At 32.2% G+C, this 21,865-nt stretch carries 14 protein-coding genes; 13 read left to right on the top strand and 1 reads right to left on the bottom strand.

All coding sequences use genetic code 11. From position 1 onward, the window contains the following. Window positions 1-316 precede the first annotated feature (316 nt). From glmS to glpK, 13 genes are all read left to right on the top strand, one after another. Window positions 317-2,122 carry a glutamine--fructose-6-phosphate transaminase (isomerizing) gene (glmS, locus tag LC095_RS23060; protein ID WP_226530359.1) on the top strand — a complete coding sequence of 602 codons (1,806 nt, stop codon included), beginning with the start codon at window positions 317-319 and terminating at the stop codon, window positions 2,120-2,122. 152 nt (window positions 2,123-2,274) lie between these two features. Further along, window positions 2,275-3,114 carry a TnsA endonuclease N-terminal domain-containing protein gene (locus LC095_RS23055; protein ID WP_226530358.1) on the top strand — a complete coding sequence of 280 codons (840 nt, stop codon included), beginning with the start codon at window positions 2,275-2,277 and terminating at the stop codon, window positions 3,112-3,114. Beyond that, window positions 3,111-5,267: a Mu transposase C-terminal domain-containing protein gene (locus LC095_RS23050; protein ID WP_226530357.1), complete on the top strand. Its 2,157-nt coding sequence runs from the start codon at window positions 3,111-3,113 to the stop codon at window positions 5,265-5,267. The genes LC095_RS23055 and LC095_RS23050 overlap by 4 nt, the downstream gene beginning before the upstream one ends. Further along, the gene (locus LC095_RS23045; protein ID WP_226530356.1) at window positions 5,242-6,930 is read left to right on the top strand and encodes an ATP-binding protein; all 1,689 of its coding nucleotides are present in this window, start codon (window positions 5,242-5,244) and stop codon (window positions 6,928-6,930) included. The genes LC095_RS23050 and LC095_RS23045 overlap by 26 nt, the downstream gene beginning before the upstream one ends. A 220-nt stretch (window positions 6,931-7,150) precedes the next feature. Further along, on the top strand, window positions 7,151-7,354 hold the full coding sequence (locus tag LC095_RS23040; RefSeq protein ID WP_226530355.1) for a hypothetical protein: 204 nt from the start codon (window positions 7,151-7,153) through the stop codon (window positions 7,352-7,354). Between the two features lie 9 nt (window positions 7,355-7,363). Next, entirely contained in the window at window positions 7,364-7,729 is a 366-nt protein-coding gene (locus tag LC095_RS23035) for a hypothetical protein (RefSeq protein WP_226530354.1), read from the top strand. A gap of 117 nt (window positions 7,730-7,846) precedes the next feature. After that, window positions 7,847-9,616 (top strand): hypothetical protein, encoded by a 1,770-nt coding sequence (locus LC095_RS23030; RefSeq protein WP_226530353.1) that lies wholly within the window; start codon window positions 7,847-7,849, stop codon window positions 9,614-9,616. A gap of 10 nt (window positions 9,617-9,626) precedes the next feature. After that, window positions 9,627-11,069: a TnsD family Tn7-like transposition protein gene (locus LC095_RS23025; RefSeq protein WP_264196173.1), complete on the top strand. Its 1,443-nt coding sequence runs from the start codon at window positions 9,627-9,629 to the stop codon at window positions 11,067-11,069. Then, window positions 11,032-11,487 carry a TnsD family Tn7-like transposition protein gene (locus LC095_RS26965; protein ID WP_264196172.1) on the top strand — a complete coding sequence of 152 codons (456 nt, stop codon included), beginning with the start codon at window positions 11,032-11,034 and terminating at the stop codon, window positions 11,485-11,487. Before LC095_RS23025 ends, LC095_RS26965 begins: the two co-directional genes overlap by 38 nt. After that, window positions 11,468-12,997, top strand: a complete 1,530-nt coding sequence (locus tag LC095_RS23020) for a Tn7-like element transposition protein TnsE (protein ID WP_226530352.1) — start codon at window positions 11,468-11,470, stop codon at window positions 12,995-12,997. Before LC095_RS26965 ends, LC095_RS23020 begins: the two co-directional genes overlap by 20 nt. Window positions 12,998-13,008: 11 nt before the next feature. Then, complete coding sequence (locus LC095_RS23015; protein ID WP_226530351.1) at window positions 13,009-17,715, top strand: hypothetical protein; 4,707 nt, start codon at window positions 13,009-13,011, stop codon at window positions 17,713-17,715. A 74-nt stretch (window positions 17,716-17,789) separates the two neighbouring features. Beyond that, window positions 17,790-19,460 carry a hypothetical protein gene (locus LC095_RS23010; RefSeq protein WP_226530350.1) on the top strand — a complete coding sequence of 557 codons (1,671 nt, stop codon included), beginning with the start codon at window positions 17,790-17,792 and terminating at the stop codon, window positions 19,458-19,460. A 449-nt stretch (window positions 19,461-19,909) separates the two neighbouring features. Then, window positions 19,910-21,430, top strand: coding sequence for a glycerol kinase GlpK (gene glpK, locus LC095_RS23005; RefSeq protein ID WP_226530349.1), 1,521 nt, complete (start codon window positions 19,910-19,912; stop codon window positions 21,428-21,430). Window positions 21,431-21,502: 72 nt separating this feature from the next. On the opposite strand, the gene LC095_RS23000 is transcribed toward glpK, so the two are convergent. Continuing rightward, window positions 21,503-21,823 (bottom strand): thioredoxin family protein, encoded by a 321-nt coding sequence (locus LC095_RS23000; protein WP_226530348.1) that lies wholly within the window; start codon window positions 21,821-21,823, stop codon window positions 21,503-21,505. Between the last annotated feature and the right edge of the window lie 42 nt (window positions 21,824-21,865).

The following is a 21,865-nucleotide window of genomic DNA, read 5'->3' as shown; positions in this document are numbered from 1 at the left end:
AATTTTGTTGTTTTACTTATACTAACAGGAAGGAGTAATAGGAGATTTATTTGTATTCACCTAAAGCGCCTGAACTAAGCGTGAACGCATAACAGCTTAGTTGACGAGGATGGAGGTTATCGAAATTTCGGCGGATGCCTCCCGGCTGGTATGGTTACAGCCGTAAGCTTTTCCTTAAACCAAAGAGGTAACTTTTTGAACAAAGGGAAAAGTATAGCCTTCCAAAAAATAAAAACATGTGTGAGGGGACAGTGATGTCTCCATTTAAAGAATATTGGCTCCTGTCCCTGGTTTCACACTATGGGAGGAAAAAAACATGTGCGGAATCGTAGGTTATATTGGAAACAATGACTCAAAGGAAATTTTATTAAAGGGTCTTGAAAAATTAGAGTATCGTGGATATGACTCTGCAGGAATCGCTGCAATGAACCAAGAAGGGGTTCACATTTTTAAAGAAAAAGGACGTATTGCAAAGCTTCGTGAAATCGTAGACAAAAAGGTTGAAGCTTCGACTGGGATTGGGCACACAAGATGGGCAACTCATGGTGTACCTAGCCAAATAAATGCACACCCACATCAAAGTACTACTACAAGATTTACTCTTGTACACAATGGTGTAATTGAGAACTATTCAATTTTAAAACGTGAGCATTTGCAAGATGTTCAATTAAAAAGTGATACAGATACTGAAATTATTGTTCAAGTAATCGAAAAGTTCGTAAAAGAAGGATTAGAGGTTGAGGAAGCGTTCCGTCAAACGTTATTAATCTTAAAAGGCTCATATGCAATAGCTTTATTGGATGAGCAAAATCCTGACATGATTTATGTTGCGAAAAATAAAAGTCCACTACTAGTTGGTTTAGGCGATGGAAGCTTTAATGTCATTGCATCAGATGCAATGGCAATGCTTCAAGTGACAGACCAGTACGTGGAAATTATGGATAAAGAAATGGTATTTGTTGAACGCGAAACAGTTACAATAAAAGATTTAAAAGGTAATGTAATTGAACGTGCTCCTTACAAAGCTGAGCTTGATGCAAGTGACATTGAAAAGGGCACATATCCTCACTACATGTTAAAAGAGATTGATGAACAACCATTAGTAACAAGAAAAATCATTGCAAAATACCGCAATGAGGATGGAGGAATCACAGTTGATGCCGATATCGTCGAGGCAGTTAACAGCGCCGACCGTATTTATATCATTGCAGCAGGTACCAGCTACCATGCAGGATTAATCGGTAAACAATTTATTGAAAATTGGGCGAAAATCCCTGTAGAAGTGCATATTGCAAGTGAGTTCTCATATAATATGCCACTCTTATCGCCAAATCCACTCTTTATTTTCATCTCACAAAGTGGAGAAACAGCGGATAGCCGTTCAGTATTAGTCCAAATAAAAGAACTTGGTCATAAAGCATTAACAATTACGAATGTTCCAGGATCTACGCTATCTCGTGAAGCGGATTATACACTATTATTACATGCCGGTCCTGAAATTGCTGTTGCATCTACAAAAGCATATACAGCACAATTAGCTGTATTATCAATCCTGTCAGCTGTTGCAGCAGAAGCAAAAGGTCAATCTTTAGAATTCGACCTGACAAAAGAACTTGGTATTGTTGCAAATGCAATGGAAGTTTTATGTGACCAAAAAGAAGAAATGGAAGCAATCGCAAAAGAATTCTTTGCAACAACACGTAATGCATTCTTTATCGGACGATCTGTTGACTACTATGTTGGTCTTGAAGGTGCATTAAAACTAAAAGAAATTTCCTACATCCAAGCGGAAGGATTTGCAGGTGGTGAGCTGAAGCACGGTACAATCGCTCTTATCGAGAACGGCACACCAATCATTGCTTTAGCAACACAAGAACATGTAAACCTAAGTATTCGTGGTAATGTGAAGGAAGTAGTGGCTCGTGGAGCTAACCCATGTATTATCTCAATGAAGGGTCTTGAAGAAGAAGACGATCGTTTTGTTCTTCCAAGCATTCATGAGGAATTAGCTCCTTTAGCTGCCGTTGTACCACTACAACTGATCTCTTACTATGCAGCATTACACCGTGGTTGTGACGTAGATAAGCCTCGTAACTTAGCTAAGAGTGTGACGGTTGAATAAATTTGAAGCATAAGTATTAATAAATGTGGATTTGAAATAAAGTCACGATGTTTATAAAAAAGATGCGATGTTTTGAATAAAGTCGCGACGTTTATAAAAAAGATGCGAAGCTTTACCCCTTTGGTTATTATTTAGCCAAAGGGGTGTTTTTTATGTCGAAACGAAAAAGAATCACTCAAATTGAGAAATGGATAAAAGAAGGTCGAGGCTCTGGTATTGGTATAGATTATAAGCCGTGGTTAAAGATTCAGGATGTATCTTCATTAGGTCGCTCTACTCGTTTAAAAGGGATAAAGACGAGTAGGCAGCATGAGTTTTTATCCGATTTGGAACGAAACTATTTTTACTTAACTGAATATTCCGATGTCGTTATTGATATTCGAGAACAGTTTCCTTTATTGCCGTTGGAAGAAACAATAGTCATTGCAGATGAGTTAGGTATAAAACATCCTACTGATCCTAAAACTGGTGAACCTATTGTGATGACAACGGATTTTTTATTAACGATAGATAAAGGACAAGGCGTGTTTGAAGTAGCTAGGACAATAAAGATGAAAGATGAACTATTAAAAGAGCGTGTACTTGAGAAGTTTGAGATAGAAAGAGAGTATTGGCAGCGAAGAGACATTGATTGGGGCATTGTAACGGAAGTAGAAATTCCTAAAATGATGGCACGGAATATTAGCTATATACATGATTATTACGATATTCGAGATTATGACGTTTTTCAAGAAATGAGTTCACAGCATATTGAAGATTTATCAATGTCATTGATGCAGCGTTTATTAAACGGTAAAAGCAGTATTAGAGAGATTACGAGTAAATTTGATGCTGATACGCATCTGCCTTTTGGTAGTGGCGTTACATTGTTTTACCATTTACTCGCTCAAAAAATTATTCGAATTGATATGCTAGAGCCTATAAATTTAGAACACACAATAGCTATTAAGTCTATTGATGAAAGCAAGTTGAGGCAGGTGAAATACGGATGATTTACATTAATCAAGTACTTCAATATGTATCTGATTCTAAAAGAATACGTGTTATTGAAATTGAAGAATCATATGTATATATAGTGAATATTGATACAACCAGTGCTATGCCTCAAAGAGAACTATATTCCAATTTGCAAACAGAAATGAATCAAGGTGGGTTATTAGTTGTTAGTGATCCATATTCTAGAGCTATTCCTGATAATGAACTTTCTGAAGTGCAAATTTATAAACGTGAGGAAGATTGGGAAACCATCGAAAAATATATTATTCCCAATATGAAAGAGTTGCTGAAGAAAAAAGGTAGAGAAAAGAAAATTACTGAGATAGTTGACGAAAGTGGTCTTGGCAAAACTAAAGTAAAGAAACTTCTTAGCCGTTATTGGCAACGTGGTATGAGCAAAAATGCTATGCTTCCTGATTATGCCAATTCTGGTGGTAGAGGAAAAACTAAAACGTTAACGAAAGAAAAAGTCGGTCGTCCAAGAAGGGTGAATATCAGTGGAGAATATCAAAAAGGTATTAATATAACAGATGAAGTGAAATTGCAGTTTGAACATGCAATTAATAAATACTACCGAAAGACAAATAACTATTCACTAAAAGATGTCTATCACTTTATTCTTCGAGATTTTTACTCAGATCGTTATAAAGAAAATGGTGAGATGCAATACTGCATTTGGGAAGCTAATCGTATCCCTTCCTATAATCAATTTTACTATTGGTTTAAAAAATTCGAAGACCCTAAAAAGGATATTCAATTCCGCAAAAGTGCAAAAGAATATGAATTGAAGCATCGTCCTATTTTAAGTGATTCAAAGTCTGAAACAAACGGTCCAGGCACTCGTTTTCAAGTTGATGCAACCATTGCAGATATTTATTTAGTTAGTTCATTTGATGTGAATAGAGTGATTGGTCGTCCAGTTATTTATGCTGTGCTGGATGTATATTCACGTATTATTACAGGGTTATACGTTGGTCTTGAAGGACCATCATGGCTAGGTGCAATGATGGCATTAGATAATATGGTGGCAGACAAAGTGGAATTCTGTAAAGAATACGATATTGAAATTACTAAAGAACAGTGGCCATCACATCATTTACCTGAAATCATTATTGCTGATAGAAGTGAATTTGAAGGCTATGCTGTAGAGAGTCTGATTAATAACTTAAATATTAAAATTGAAAATACAACGGCTTATCGAGGCGATCTGAAAGGGATTGTGGAACGGAAATTCCGTACATTTAATGGCAAAGTAAAACAAAAGGCACCGGGAGCAATTCAAAAAGAATTTCGTGAGCGTGGCGATCAAGATTATCGTTTAGATGCTACGTTGAACTTAAAAGAGTTTACTGCATTAATCATTACATTAGCACTTCATCATAACCATAAGATCATTGATAAATATCCAATGGAAAAGGAAATGATTACAGATGGTGTAGTGCCATCGCCTATTAATCTATGGAATTGGGGTATCGAAAATCGTAAGGGTCGATTAAGAACAGTAGATCGTAATATATTACGTTTAAATGTATTACCACGAGGTAGGGCGACTATTTCTAGAGCAGGTATTAAGTTTAAAAACCTATTATATGGATCACGGAGAGCAATTGAAGAACAGTGGTTTTTAAAGTTGAAAAATCGCAGTTTAGATATTGTTTATGATCCTCGAAATGTTGAGAAAATTTATATCCCACATGATGATGGAATGGATTATGAAGAATATATTTTACTTGAGCCAAGCCAGCAATACCGAGATGATTTTTTAGAAGAAATTGTGTTTCAACAACAACTACGAAGTGAACTTGAAGAAATTGAACGATCTAATCAAATCCAATTAACAATCAATACAGATACAATAATGGATGAAATTATCAAGAAGGCAGAAAAGAAGAAAAAACAGTCACTACATCAACCGACTAGTAAGAAAGAAAAGATTGCCTCTATTAGGGAGAATAAGCAAGTAGAAAAAGAGGTTCAACGTGATTCGGAGAAATTTGATTTATCAACTGCACCAGTAAAAGAAAAAGCAGATGTGATTGATTTTTCTACAAAAGAAAAAATAAAGGATAAGGAGCCAAAAAAATCAAATTCAAGAATCATGGATAAATTACGGAAGAAACGAGATGAGCAATTTGGAAAAGACGACTAATCTAGTTTTAAAAGGTGATTTTGAAGAAGCAGAATACAAGGGACAAGCTTTATCAGAATACAGTAATAATCCTTTAATTGAAGCTCTTCCTCCAATTTTTGATGAAGATGATGTACTAGAGCGTTTTATGGTGACACCACGGATTACTGCACAAGATAAGCAAAGTGCAAGAAATATTCGCTATCATGTGTTGAAACGTATAAAAAATTTTATTCAGCCACTGCCTATTCATTTTGAAGTAGAGCGTAGACTATCTACGCTAATTCGCAGAGGCTACTTAGCTCGTAATCCTTTAGATAAGTCGTTTCTAGAACGAATTCGAGTGTTGCACCAATTGCGAGAGGATGAGGAAGAGGCACATAAATATATCGATGATCGGCTTAATTATATTCGTTCGACAGCTGACAGTTTATCAATTATTGGGATTTCAGGTATTGGAAAAACGACTGCAATTGAGCGTTTACTACTGATGTACCCGCAAGTAATTAAACATGATATGTATAAAGAGCAGCCATTTAATCGAACGCAAATTGTTTGGCTTAAAATCGATTGTCCGTACGATGGAAGTCTATCAACGCTATGTAAAAGCTTTTTCAAGGCGATTGATGATTTACTCGGAACTCGTTATTTAGAGAAGTTCGGTTACTTGAATAGAGTTACATCTACAATGCTTTTACACATGACATCTTTAGCGAGTATGTATGGTATCGGTGTGTTAGTAATTGATGAAATCCAACATTTACTGAATGCTAAAAATGATCAAGAGGAGATGCTTAATTTCTTTGTAACTCTATCAAATACAGTTGGTATTCCAACTGTATTAATTGGTACTTCAAAAGCAGAACAATTATTCAAAGGGAATTTTCGTCAAGCAAGGCGTGCGGCAAGTGATGGCTCTATCATTTGGGATCGTATGGCTGAAGAGAGTGAGGAATGGGAGTTCTTTTTAGAGACCCTCTGGGAATTACAATGTCTTAGAGCACACTCAGAACTTACAGAAGAAGTTAAAAAGGTATTCTACGAGGAATGCCAAGGAATCACATCAGTCGCTGTAAACTTGTTTATTTTAGCGCAAGAACGGGTTTTATTTGACGAAACCAGTGAAGTTGAAAAAATTACTCCGAGAGTATTAAAGAAAACAGCTAAAGAGGATATGAAAATTATCCAGCCAATGATGAATGCACTGCGTAAAAATGATCTGAATGCTATGTATAAGTACGAGGATATAATGATTAATCTTGATGAACTAATGATTAATCATAAAAGAAATACAGAATATGAAGGTCGCATTAAGTCTGCCATGAGAGAAAGACAAAATTCTATGCAGTACAAACGGCAGGATACGATTGAAAGTTTAAGTGTTGAAATAGCCTCTATCGGCATTTTTGATGTCCTCTCTTCTAAAGAGATTAATAAAATGGTTGAGAAAGTTGTCAAAGGATTTGTAATTGATACAGATTACAATGTCTTGAAACTTCAAGTAATTCAAGAATTGATGGAATTGAATCAAAAAATAAAGGAACGAAAAGAAAAATCAGTTTCTGTTGTGAAAGTATTGCCATTATTAGAACTAAGAGAACGTGCATTAAAACAGAAGAAACAAACTTACGATTTGTTAAATAGAAATAATTTTATTAGATCACCATTAGAGGAATTCTATTAATGAATAAAAAGAGTGGATAAGAAACAAAAGTTAGAATTCATCGAAAAATACAGATCAATACTTACAAATTGAAAAGCAATCTTTAGAGTCTAGAGTAGAGAAAAATGACTTATCTGCAAATGAACAAAAGGAAACTATTAAAAATATTAGGGATAAAGGTTTATCTCTATTAGGGCCTATAGGAGATGTAATTACTACGGTTATAAATTGGAATGAAGATGTGAATCAAAATATTAGTGAAGTGAAAAAGATGATTTTGTTAGAACAATATTTTAATCAAACTGATGAGCAATCAATAGCTATACAACAATTACAATCTTTTATTACAAATCCACAAGGTAATACTTTGTTTAATAAAATATTACGTATAGTAGGTGAATCTCCACCAGATCCAGAGCTAACAAAGCATTTATCAAGCGCTTAAAAAAAGATAGTGGATGATGGGAGATTTGGAGAACTATTCGAAAAGCATAAGTATTCCTTAGGACAGATTGAAAGACTTACTCCACAAGCATTAACAACTATTTCTGATTCAACTAATTGGCCACCAATGAATTTATCGACTTCAACAACTTTTGGGACAAGAGTTACATCGAATTTCTATACAGAGTCTACGGCGTCTTATAGTAAATCTAAAGGAATTACTGATACTACAAAGCTTGAAAGAATTAAACACAGTGTAATAGAATTACAAAACCTTGGATTAATTGAGACACATAAATATGATAGAGCTATTGCAGTGTGTAAATTAACAAATATCGGTTTAGAGCTAATGGAATACATTAAACCAATTAATTAGGACATTAAATTGATGCTACCCTTCTTAACAAACTCATACTCAGAAGAGTTGTTTGGTTTTTGCTTTTGATAATGACTGTGGAGATGGGGAACTATTTTACTTTGGGAGGAATGGAAAATGACGTATTGCTTTGCTTGGAAATTTGATGACGAAATTTATATTGTTGCAGATTCACTTACGTCAGCGAAATCAGAAACTGCTTTTGAAAGGGAAGCAACATTATCGAGTGTAGGGGAACTCTACGGAGAATATAACTCTTATTTTATTGCAGAGACAGATACAAAAATTGATGTGAAAAATAATATTGTAGTTGCTTATGCAGGAAAAAATGTGAGGATTTTTGAAGATGTGAAAAATTATTTAGATTTAATGATAGACCATTTAACACTTGAACAAATTATAAGTTATTTACCAGAGATATTAGTTGAGTCAGAATTAATTTTAGGAGTGAAAAATGAAAATAATAAATTATATCATTTGAATAATTATGGATTTAAGGAAATAGATCGTTATATAGCTATAGGCAGTGGGAGTAAAATACCAGATTTAAATAATTTAATGCAAGATTTTGCGGTAACATATCCTGATCCAAGCTATGAGCCAAGAAAAAAATTAACTGCAGCTACAGTCTATTTACAAATGCTATCCATAAAAAATAACTTTTTAGATTACGGTGTAGGGGGAGCTTTTTGTGGTGTTTGTATACATAAGGAAATAGAATGGAATGATGATTTATTATATTTCTTTTATGATGAGAAGTTCGAAAATAAAAAGTTAATAAATGTTATAATAAGAAAAAATAGTATCATTACAGGTTCGGATTTTACAGGATTAACGAAATTATTTAAACATAAGGAAATGGATGAAATTGAATTTAGAAAAATGTCTAGGTTTACACATAAATCTATAACATCTTATATACCTAGATATGTAGTCTTTTACAGTTTTGAATATAATAATATCTATTTCTGTGATATCTATAAATATGCACATACAGCTCTAATGAGAATGTTCCAACGAAAAGGTAAAAAAGCTGCTAAAACTGAATTATTTACTTCGCCTTTTTTATTAGAAAAGTTTTTATTAAAGAACAAGAATGATGAGAAATTTATTATTCCTTTTAATTATCTAGACACATCGCCTGTTAATTACATTCCTAGAGATCAATTAATAGAGAATGTAGAAAATATTTGGGATGTAGATTTTGAATATGAACATTTTGATTATCCTTTAGAAAGTATTCAGGTTCCTATTGAAATAAGCGGTGTTTTTAAATCTCAGATAGAGGAGTATGAAAATATAATCATTGTCAATTTTGAATATTTGGAATCAAAAATCTTAGAACTAAGAAATTTTTATAACGGTTTAAATGTTAGTTTTGATAGTTCAGAAATTTTAATGGGAATATGCAAAAGGATAGAAAAAGAGTTTGAAATTGATAATATCAAAATTCTTCTATTTAGCAACAGATATGAGTTTTTCTATAATAGAATTACTAATTTAGAGATGTACTTAAATCAAGTCGATTGTACTTATAAATTATTTACTGAAACATTGCTCCTTAATTATTACAAAGACGATAGATATTACCATTTGAATAAAATATTCATAATTGATGACAGCCCACATCTAAATGATGTATTCGAAATTCTGCCAGATTATAACGGAGATAGAGACGAAGCAGATATTTTTATGATAAAAAATCAAAATAGAGAATCTCAAGTAATTTATTCCCCCTATTATTATAACGCAGACATATTAATTTCTAAAATAGTTGGACTAAGTGACGAAGCATTAGGTTGGTGGGATCCAATTGGAACGCCTAAAGAAGAGTTAGAAAAAATAGCAGAGTATTTAAATTTTCAAATAGAGAACTCGATATTTTAGGAGTGATTACATGCTACCCTTCTTCACAAATCCATATCCAGATGAGTTGTTGTATTCATCCATTGCACGGTATCACTTTTATAGTGGCAATCTTGATTGTAAAGATACGTTGGAAGAGTTGTTTGGGAGTCGTTCTGTGATATCGAGTATAGAGATTGGAAGCCATTTTTTGATTTTGGCAGAGAAATTAGGTGGTCATTACTCGATTGAAAACATATTAGCTAATCATACAATTTATCCTTACTATGCTATGTTCCTTTCTAAAGAGCGTCAGCAGGAAATTTCACAAGATGTTGCAGAGGGTGGACAAGGTCTTTATGCAAGACTAGGAATAGTTGCGGGTAGTATTTGCAGAAAGGAGGGGCTGTATTATTGTACGTCATGTGCAAAAGGAGATGTAGAGCAGTATGGTGAGCCTTATATTCACAGAGAACATCAGCTACAAGGAATTGATTATTGCCCACATCATGAAGTTCCTTTAAGGAAATATCCCGTAACACCGAATGTAGTGAGCAGAATTGAGTTTATACGATTTGAAATAGAACAGATGGATTTAGTACATATTTATGAAGTTGATCCTTATGCAGAAATAAAAATTCATTTAGCAAAACAATCATATAAGCTGTTGCAGCAGCCATTGCATTTATTGTCAAGGCAAGACGTTTCACAGAAATATCTTGGATTATTAAGAGATTTAAAATTGGTTACATCATCTAACCGTATTCGACAAAAAGAACTTTATGAGAAATTTAAACAGAAGTTATCTGTTGATTTATTAGCACAATTTGAAAGTGTAGTGGATGTTGCTGATGAATATAATTGGCTAAAAGTGCTTACACGAAATATGAAGCGTCATGTGCATCCTTTTCGACATTTATTAATGCTATATTTTTTAGAACAAGATATAGATGATTTCATAGATTTAAAAACTGATATAGGCCCTTTTGGTAAGGGCCCATTTCCATGTTTAAATAGAGCTGCATCGCATTATCAGAAGCTAGTTATACCATCTGTTGAAGTAACAAGAGATTTTAAAACAAATGCTCCAATTGGAACTTTTAAATGCGTTTGCGGCTTTATTTATGCTAGGAAGGGTCCTGACAAGTCATCAGAAGACTGTTCTCGTATAGGTAGAGTAAAGCAATTTGGACATGTATGGCAAGGTAAACTAAAGCAACTAGCTGAAGATGATTTAAGTATTAGAGCAATAACAAGAGAACTGGGTGTAGATTCTAAAACAGTAAAAAGGTATTTATCGAATAGTGTCGAAATAAGGAAAGAAGCGTCAGAACTCAATCAAGAGCTGATGGCAAAGTATAAACAGGAGATTGTGAAGATTATTCAAAAGTTTCCACAATTACCTCGGACTAAATTGCGTGAGAAATGTAAGAAACAATACATTTTCTTATATCGACATGATAAAGAATGGCTACTGGATGTTTTGCCCTTCTAGTCAAAAGAAACAGCAGCCTACTAAAATAGTGGACTGGTCTAAAAGAGATCAAGAGTATGTAGTAAAAATAAAAAGGCTATATAAAGAATTATTAAAGTTAGAGAAGTCTGTCCGTATTACACTTTCTTTAATTGGCAGACAGTTCGGTATTTTAGCAAATTTAGAACGACATTTAGATAAACTACCGAAAACTGAAAGGCTTCTTTCAGAGATTACAGAATCTGTTCAACAATTTCAAATTCGCCGTTGTTGTATAGTAATTGACCGAATGATAATGAAGGATGAGCCAGTTATTTTATGGAAGGTGCAGAGGATAGCAGCAATGAAATCGCATCATTTCTATGAGATTAAGCCATATTTAGAGAACTATGTGCAGCAAAAGCAGGATGTGAAAAACGATGAGCAAACAACAAGTTAAATTGGATAATTGGCCGTTCAAAAATGGAGAGAAAGCGCAATTAGTATGGCTAAGCTCTCCTTTTTGGCAATCTAAAAAAATTATGATTTATGCATATTTCAAAGCTAAAGGGAAAACAGAAAGGGTATTGGCAGACTGGGGGACGTTGCCAGCATTAGCAATCCAACATTACTATATGAATGGCGATATAAGAAAAAGTATCGCACCAGCAGAGGCAAAAGAAGTTGAAATGACCATTTATCCTAATACTGTAAGCTATTTCGAGAAAGAATGGAGCATTTACGGTACACTTGATAAAGATATGTCACGTAGCTTTATCGTTTCTTCTAATAATAAAAACTATGTTCTTCCGTTGATTGAAGTCGTACGAAGTATTCTAGCACCAAATCGCTTTTTACTTTATCGACTGTTTGAAACAAATTCCTTTCCACAATATTTTATTGAGCAATACGAAGCGAATAAAATTCATCTAGATTTTTCATCACTGTATCATCGCAAATACACAAAAGACAATTTTCTCTATCAATTAGTTTGGTTACTTTCAAATCAAGATTTAAGAAGAGTATTTGAAAATGTAGCCTATACATTTATCAATACAGGTATAGTAAAGTTTGATTGGTTATTTACAAAGCCAATAACAATTAAAGCGATTGTTAAACTAAGTTCAAATGGTGGCACAATCCTTAGAATCACCAATGTTAAGAACAAACAAATTCCTTATAGTGAAATTTCATTTTCACACCCTGAAATCATACAAACTGAGAAGTCAGGAGAAGCGAAAAAGTACACCCTACATAGCCAAAACAGTAATGGTAGTCAACAAAATGAATTAGCGCTTGATGAAGACGTTGAAGGAACGACAGATAACTTTGACTTGATAGAAATGGACAATCAAGTGCATGAGTATGTGAAGCTACCGAAAGTAACAAAAATACGGAGGAATTCTAATAAACAGCGTAACTTTGAGAATGAAAATACTAAAAGATATTTTATTGATGATCAAGGTAGAAGATCTACTTCGGATGTTGGTGGAAGTAAGGTTGCTAAGGGATTAGAAAATAAATCCCTTTACGATATTCAAGTACAAGGAGAATTGGGAGAGTTTATTAAAGTATTAAAGGTATTAGAAAATTATTCTGAAGTGCAGTCGATAAATGTGATTCAAGGGAGTTTGAAGGAGTTTTCTGATATAAAAAGGTTTGTTTATTTGAGTGATGGTGTTACTGAAAGGAAGTATGTGATTGCTGAGATCAAGCTATTTCCAAATAAAAAAGTCAGCGTGATTGAAGTAGAGCGTGAAGACAGAGCATTATCAACTTTAATATGTTTCATTAATAACCAGCAGAATAAAAGCTATTGTTATCATCAAATTTTAAATGGATTAATTGATAGTCATAGAACTTGGGATAAGGAAGGGTTACATTTTAACAAAATAAATTTTTTGACTTTACGGCATGGAAAGAAAGATTTTAGGCATAGAGCTAAAGCAATAATTAGAAAAATTTATTAAGAGGTAATGTTATGTATAAAGATATAGCTATTAATTGGGATGTGTTTCAATATAAATTTACTGAGAAGGCTAGAGATGTATTTGAACATTTAGCTTATATACTCTTTTGTCATGAGTTTAAAATCGAAACAGGAATATTTAGATACTTTAATCAGCCGTATGTGGAAACTTTACCTGTAACAATTGGAGAAGGATGTATTGGATTTCAGGCGAAATATTACGATGCAGGTACTAGTATTGCTGATAAAAAAACAGAATTAAAAAATGCTATTAAGGGCGCAAAAACTAAATATTCTGAAATTGATAGATTTATAATTTATACGAATAAAGAATTGAGTGCAAGTAGTAAGAAAGATGCTGTAAAGCCTGAATATCAAACAGAAATTGAACAATATGGTCTTGAGAGAGATATTCTTGTGGAATGGAGAGTCAAAAGTAATTTCGAGATAATGTTAATGAGACCTGAATTGGAACTTATTAGAGATTATTTTTTTAATCCAGATTCAGGAATTAAAGGGTACTTAGCTCAAGTTAAACTTCATAGTCAAAGTAAATTAGAGAATATAAAGTCAACTATAAGATATAGAGACCAAATCATTAAAATAAATAATAATAATAATGATTTTGATATCCACTCTTTTTATCAGTCAGAAATTCCATGTTTAATTATTTATGGTGAGGGGGGATCGGGTAAGTCGGGCTTTGCAAAAGATTTATTAGAAAATGAAAATGGAGCTAATATCGCTTTTAAAGCGACAGATTTTGATGTTACTACTTTTGCAGAGTTCTCAAGGAGATTTGGAGAGTATACTTTTGAAGATTATTTAAAGCTTTTCCAAGACGAAGAAAATAAAGTTTGTTTGATTGATTCCACCGAAAAAGTTTTAGTGATGAATAACCGAGATACATTTAATGAGTTTGTGAACTTATCGATTAAGTATGGATGGAAAATTATTTTTACAGTAAGGACAGTACACAAGGATAATTTTATTAATACTTTTTTACATGGGGTAAGATATCAAGAATTAAAGATAGAGACTTTGTCAAAACAAAAATTACAATATTTATTAAAGGATTCAGATTTTCCCCTTCCGAAAGAAGAATCCTATATTAATCTAATTTGTAATTTGTTTTATCTAAATTTATATATTGAGATAGCTTGTGGAAATAATAGCGATATTTCAACAATTGAACAATTTATAGAAAGTATATGGACGTATAAAATTAAAAATACTAATCATTATAGAGAGTTGGATATTCGTAGAGAAAAGACTATTTGTAATATTGTCCTATCTTGTGCGAATAAGGGTGTATATTACTATGAATATCAACTATATGATGATTCAGAAGCAATTGCGGCACTCAGGGAAGATGAAATAATATTCTATGATGAAGTTATGAGAGGATATTCCTTGAGTCATGATATCTACGAAGAAATTGTATTAAAACATATATTTGAAAATTTATATATTAAGAAAGAGGACTGTAAAAGCTTTTTTGAAGAGATTGGTGACAGTTTAGTTGTGAGAAAAAATCTTCGTTTATGGCTTAAAGATAAGTTGGTACAAAAAACAGAAGATATTAAAGATTTTATTATAGAAGTATTTTATACGAGTGAAATTTCTTCAATTTGGCAAGATGAGATTTTGATAACTTTAATGAGCATTGAAGATAATCAAATTTCAATAAACCTTATAAAACCCATGTTAACTAGAGATGAATACAAATTATTATTCAGGGCAATATTCTTATTAAATACTACTTGTAGAATTATAAATAATGACTTTTGGAATAAAATTTTAACTTCTGAAGAACAAAAATCTGCAAATCTTTATAGATCCACAAAGCCAACTGGAGCAGGATGGGGTTATATTTTTAATTTCATCTATGAAAATCTAACAACAATAGAATGGAAACCTCAAAATATAATGTTAGTTATTGAATGTTTATATAATTGGACTTCACATAATGTAAAAGGCAGTGAAACCAAACATGCAGGTTTAATTGCATTATATTTATACAATAAAGTAAAAGCTGATGAATCGTTAATCTATAAGTTAAATGATAAAAAAATCGAGAAAATAAATAATGTGATATTATCAAGTGCCTGGGAAATTGACAGTGAGTTATCTATCATTGTAGAAGAGGTAACAACAGATACAGATTTCAATCATCTGCATAAATATTATGATTTGTGTGTGCAGGGATTAACTAATGTATATAATTGTGGAAATTTAGTTGACTCGAATCCTAAATTAGTATTTGATTTAGCAAATAAATATTGGTTTTTTAAAAAAGACAGTGTGTTTTATAGTCCACGTGAAATTGAAGATGCTTTTGGACTAAATGACTCAACTTCTCATGATTATTATCCATCAAGTGCTTTTCAAACTCCTATATTTAGACTATTGCAGTCTAGCCCTTGGGAGACAATAGATTTTATTATTGATTTATTCAATAAGATAACCATAGATTACTCCAATTCGGAATTGGTCGAGAAGTATGATGAACTCCTAACAATTAAAATTAATCTACCTAATGGAAAAGAAATAGAGCAAGTAGCGAGCGAACGTTTATGGCTGATGCACAGAGGTACATATCCAGCTCCTAATTTACTTGAAAGTATCCTGATGGCGTTAGAAAGATGGTTATTATTTGTTTTCAAAGAGATACCAGGAGTTATAGAAAAGATTTGTATAAAACTATTAAGTTCTCAATCGGCAGCTCTAACATCAGTAGTAGTAAGTTTAGTGGAGGCATACCCTCAAAAGTTATTTAACATCGCATGCATATTAATTTCTTCCAAAGAGATTTTTATATTAGATAACATCCGAGCTGTTAAAGAATTTGGATCAAATTTTTTGAAGGGTGTAGTTCCAGCTAACAAATTATATGAAGATGAGAGAATAAGGACCAATAATCAAGATTTTAGAAAGAAAAGGCTAGAAGATGTAATTCTTGAGTATCAATTAAATTTAGAAAAACTACCTATTGAAGTTTTAGAGAATAGAAATAAAATTTTATATAGTCAACTCGATAAAGTGTTTGAGAAAATAGAGCAATTTGAGGAAGAATATCAATTCGCATACTATAGAATGGATATCAGAAAAATAAAGCCTGATACTGATAATTCTTTCGAAAAGGATGGACACACATATGTCCCTTTGGTGACAGAACTACCTGCTTCTCTAGTTGAAATTCATAATGAAACAGAAGAGAAAAACAGAAAAATATTTAATAGAAATGATTTGTATATGTGGGCAATTGCACGTTTTGAGCATAAAAAGGATAGTGAAAAGTATATAGACTATGAAAATAATCCTTTAAAAGCCTTAGGGGAAGCTAGAGAAATTTGGGAGAGTAAAAATAATGAATATTTTTATCTTCAAAAATATGCTCCAATATATGTTTTCGCTATATTAATAAGGGACTATAAAGAATTAATTTCTGAAGATGACTATCACTACTGTAAAGATAGTATTTTAAATTATATTGAATTGAACATTGAAAGTGGAAATGTTATTCAATCAGGAAGTGGTTTTGAAGCGGCAATTAATATTTTTCCACTAATAATTTCTAATGGGGATATGAGTGACATATCTCTAAAGAAATCTATTGAATTACTTTTAATATTAATACTAGATTCTAATAAACTAGTAATTCAATCTTTTGCAACTAAAATGTGGGAACAAAATTTTAAAATAGCATCAGGAATTTTCTGTGGTTATGTTGAATTAAAACCTCTATATGATTCAGAGGTTAGTATATATAATGGAATTTCATCGATTGAATTTATCAATAAAAATCAACATGTAATAAATAATATTATAAAAAATGTCTATGCTATTCCGAATGATTTTTCAAATTTAAGTTATAATTCGTTACTTAATTTAAATATGCTTTTGGCACCAACTAATGAGATTACTGTAATGAAATCAATAGAAATCGGAAAAAATATTTGGGAAGTCTTATTTGAAAAACGACATAAAAGAAGAGAAGATGTTGTAGCAAATATAGAAACCGAAATGGAGTATATTAAATGGTTGGCAAAATATTTGATGTGTATATCATTAGAAGAACAAAAGAAGTTAATAAGAGCTTTTGAACCGTTTATAAATAGTTGTGAAAGCTTTGAGTGGCTTTTAAGAGATATTATTCTTAAACAAGATGAAATGGATAAGTATGATGAATTTTGGAATATATGGAACAATATTCACCCTATTATAATATCTTTATGTAAAAAAACAGAAGAAAGGGATAGAACCGTTTCTTCAAGAGAATATCATGATGATATTCATCAAATAGTTATAACTTATTTATTTGCATTCCATTGGTGGAACGATAAGATAAAATCTTGGCATTCATTAAAGAAGGATGACCATTTATTTTTTAGATATATAAGTTATGAATTAGGTTACAAGCCGGGTGTTTTGTATGCGATTGGAAGAGTTTTAAATACTGTTGGATATAATAATTATCTTTCACAAGGGATTGATTGGTTATGTGAAATAATTAACAATAATCCGCATCTTGAACAAAAAAAGTTAGAAGTAAATACGGAATATTATATAGAAGAGTATATGCAACGATATATTTTAGAAAATAGATTAAGTTTCAAGAAAAAACCTGCATTACGTAACAAAGTGATAGTTGTTTTGAATTTTTTGGTCAATAGAGGTTCTACAGTTAGTTATATGCTAAGGGAATCTATTGTGTAGTAAAAATAGTTGAGTGCCAACTTAAGATTATTATCTTTAAAGATAAATATGAAATAGTAGGAGTGTATTTAATTGTGAAATGTAAAGAATGTCAAAGCGCTTTACTGTTAACTCCTGAAAGTAATTATTGCGAAGAATGTACTGTAGAATTTTTTAAGTTTTCGCTTTTTAAAAGTATTGAATCTTGGGGAGAAACTTTGTTTAAAGATGACTTTTTATTTTATAGAAGCGAAATTTATTTAAGAGAACAATTTAATGGTATGGAATATACAGTAGAAAATATTAATCGATTAATTGAAGATATTAAACGCATTATTAAAGCACATTTGTCATTTTATACAAGAGAAGATGTAATTATGGTAATGCTTATGCATAGGCAATATTTTAGAGCTGCAATTGATTCAGGAGATAAAGAATACTGGCTTTGGATGAATGAATATGGTATTACAAATTTGTTGATTGAACTAGTTTATGAAATTGATAATGATGATTTTCTTGGTGCCTTTATAGGTGAATTAGAAGCGGGGTATTGTAACTTGGTTACTGCAATTTCCTTATCGAGAATATTAATAAACTTAGAGAATGTGTTAGATAGTATTTTTAAAGATAGACAAGAAAAACTTGATATTTCAGAGATATTAGAACGTCAAAAACAAGATGAAATAGTAGATACATACTATGAAAAATCAAGATTTGATTCTAGTATCGAGAAACCAGAGAATTACGTTATTAAAAATAAAAATTTATTATCTAAATTAGAAGAAATGAATTTGGATCTTTTATCAATGGAAGAAAAGGTAGAAGAGTTTCTAAAAGAAAAGTATGGTATTACCTCTGAAGAAATACGCTCTGTAGTTGCAATGCCTTTTAGATTAAAAAGTCTGTTTGACGAATATACATTTGAATATCAATCTTTACAATTAATTATGATTAGTAAAGAAAAATTATATGAAATCATCAAATGTGAATTGGGATTAGACAGGACCAAGTTTGAAAAAATAATAGATTTATTTTCTTTACAAAATTTAAGTATACAACAAAGTATAAATAATAGGATTATTTATGAGTTGAAATCTATAATAAGGGTAAATGGTCTCGTTATTTTTGGACCGTATGATTTAATTCAAAACTATGGAGTTTTTAAAGCTTTACATCACTCAAGTCATTTTCCATATTTCTTTATTAAGGATTATCAAAATAATATGTCTTTAATGAATACTGAAATGGATGAAATAACTAAACATATGACGAGTTATTTTGTTGCTAGCGTTGTAGATGTTTTAATGAATCATGGATATCGTTTACCTTCAGAGAAAAAGAAATATAATGGAAAAAATATTTTTGTTCCAAGATTCGAAATAAATAAAATTATCAATGGGAATAAAAATATTTTAGCCAATAAAGGTGATATTGATGTAATAGCCTTGGATGAAAAAAGGAAAATCATATTTAATATAGAAGTAAAGTATTATCAACCTGCGATTTCATTAAAAGAAATGAGATTTAAAGATGAAAAGAAAATTAGTAAAAAGAATACTATTGAAAAAATTAAGAATAGACATGAAGTAATTGAGTTAAATAAAAATTTAGTTTTAGATTTATTTGATATTCAAGATGAAAGTGATGAATATACAGTGAAATCATTAATCGTTACCGCAAGAGAAAATTTCTTTTTAACCTCAAATGATTATCCTTATTATAATTGGAATGAATTTAATAGAGTAGCTGAAGCCAACGAACTTTAATTTTAATCAATCTTTTTTATAAAAAATATCTTCAAGTAAAAATCAAACCCACACATTTTGATCAATCTTTTTTCAAAATGCATGGTTTTCTTCTCACTATAAAATCAATGTTTTCGGCAAGCTTTTGATCAAACTTTATTCCAAACCAACAAACAGTTGGAAATGGACTTATGATAAATTAAGAAAGTTGCTATCATTTGAATGAACAAAAAGTTTTATTTATAAATCGAATGAATAAATGATAGTTTAATTGGTGTCGCTTTATATATTGTAGAGAAATAGATTTTTTACCATACTGATCTTGCTGATGAAGTGTTCGGATGAATGGAAAGAAAACAGAGAAATGAGACCAAAATTTGATCGCTATTTTTTACTAGTGTAAAGGGTTTTCCCTAACAACAAAGAAGTATGTATATACATACCCATAGTGATGAATGGAGGAATTAGTTGTGACAAAGAAATATATTCTTGCTTTAGATCAAGGAACAACAAGCTCAAGGGCTATTCTGTTTAATAAAAAAGGAGAAATTGTTGAAGTCGCTCAACGAGAATTCCCTCAATATTTCCCGAACCCGGGTTGGGTAGAACATAATGCATTGGAAATTTGGAGTTCTGTACTAGCAGTGATAGCTGAATTATTAGCTAAAACAGCTATCTCACCTAAAGAAATTGCCGGCATCGGTATTACCAACCAGCGTGAGACAGCCGTTGTTTGGGAGAAAGATTCAGGAAAGCCTATTTACAATGCGATTGTGTGGCAATCAAGACAAACAGCTGATATTTGTGAAAGGTTAAAAGAAAGCGGTTATCAAGATGTATTTCGCAAGAAAACAGGATTATTAATAGACCCTTATTTTTCAGGAACAAAAGTAAAATGGATACTTGACCATGTCGAGGGAGCTAGACAAAAAGCAAATGAAGGTAAATTGCTTTTTGGGACGATTGATTCTTGGTTGATCTGGAAGCTTTCTGGTGGAGCAAAGCATGTCACCGATTATACAAATGCATCTAGAACTCTTATGTATAATATTTATGATTTGCAATGGGATGATGAGTTACTAACAATTCTAGATGTTCCAAAATCTATGCTACCGGAAGTTTGCTCTTCTTCAGAAGTGTATGCAGAAACGGTTGATTATCATTTCTTTGGAGAAGCTGTCCCGATTGCAGGTGTTGCTGGTGATCAACAGGCCGCATTGTTTGGGCAGGCATGTTATGAGAAGGGAATGGCAAAAAACACCTACGGAACAGGTTGCTTTATGTTAATGAACACAGGTGAGAAAGCAGTACCTTCAGATAATGGATTATTAACAACCATTGCTTGGGGCATTGATGGCAAAGTTGAATATGCACTCGAGGGTAGTATTTTTGTGGCAGGGTCAGCAATTCAATGGCTGCGTGATGGGTTAAGAATGATCGATAATGCCCCTATATCGGAAAAATATGCTGAAAGGGTAGAATCAACAGAAGGGGTCTATGTTGTACCTGCATTTGTAGGCTTAGGGACACCATATTGGGACAGTGATGCAAGAGGTGCTATTTTTGGTTTAACGCGTGGAACGACGAAAGAGCACTTTATTAGAGCTACGCTTGAATCACTAGCCTATCAGACGAAGGATGTTTTAAAGGCAATGGAAGCAGACTCACGTATCAAACTAAAGAAACTTCGTGTTGACGGTGGAGCTGTAAAAAATAATATGCTTATGCATTTTCAGAGTGATATTCTAAATGTTTCTGTGGAGCGCCCGATTATCAACGAAACAACTGCTTTAGGAGCGGCTTATTTAGCAGGACTTGCCGTTGGATTTTGGCAGGATCGTGAAGAGATCGCATCACTGTGGAAGGTGGATCAATCATTCGAACCAGGTATGGATGAACAACGACGAAATGAACTCTATGATGGTTGGCAAAAAGCAGTGAAGGCTACAATGGGGTTTAAACCAGGTGAAAATAAAAGGAATAGAAGTTGAATCTGAACTTTATAAAACTTCCGAGGGTAAACACCTAGTGATCTACCCTCGGAAATTTCCATGTTTTCAACCTTATTTAATTGATTCTGATAAAAACTCAATCACTTGACCAGGAGTTTTAGCGTTAGCACTATGTAAATGGGCTAGTTTTTCACCATTTTTAAACACCAATAAGCTTGGGATTCCCATAACACTATGTGTCTCAGCAATTTCTGGTAGTTCGTCTTTGTCAATTTCATACATCTTCACATTACCAACCTCTTCAAAAACAGTTGGCAAAAACATATCCATACGTTTGCAATCAGGACACCAGTCTGTAACGAATTTTACTACTACAGGCTCCTCACTTGTAATCAGATCTTGAAATTGTTTGTCTGTTTTTATATGTTCCATCATGATCACCTCTAGTATTATTTTACCCTTTTCTTGATGAAA

Origin of the sequence: Metabacillus niabensis (assembly GCF_020524345.1) — a bacterium.
GTDB lineage: Bacteria > Bacillota > Bacilli > Bacillales > Bacillaceae > Metabacillus > Metabacillus niabensis_B.
This window is presented reverse-complemented; position numbering and strand designations above follow the sequence as displayed.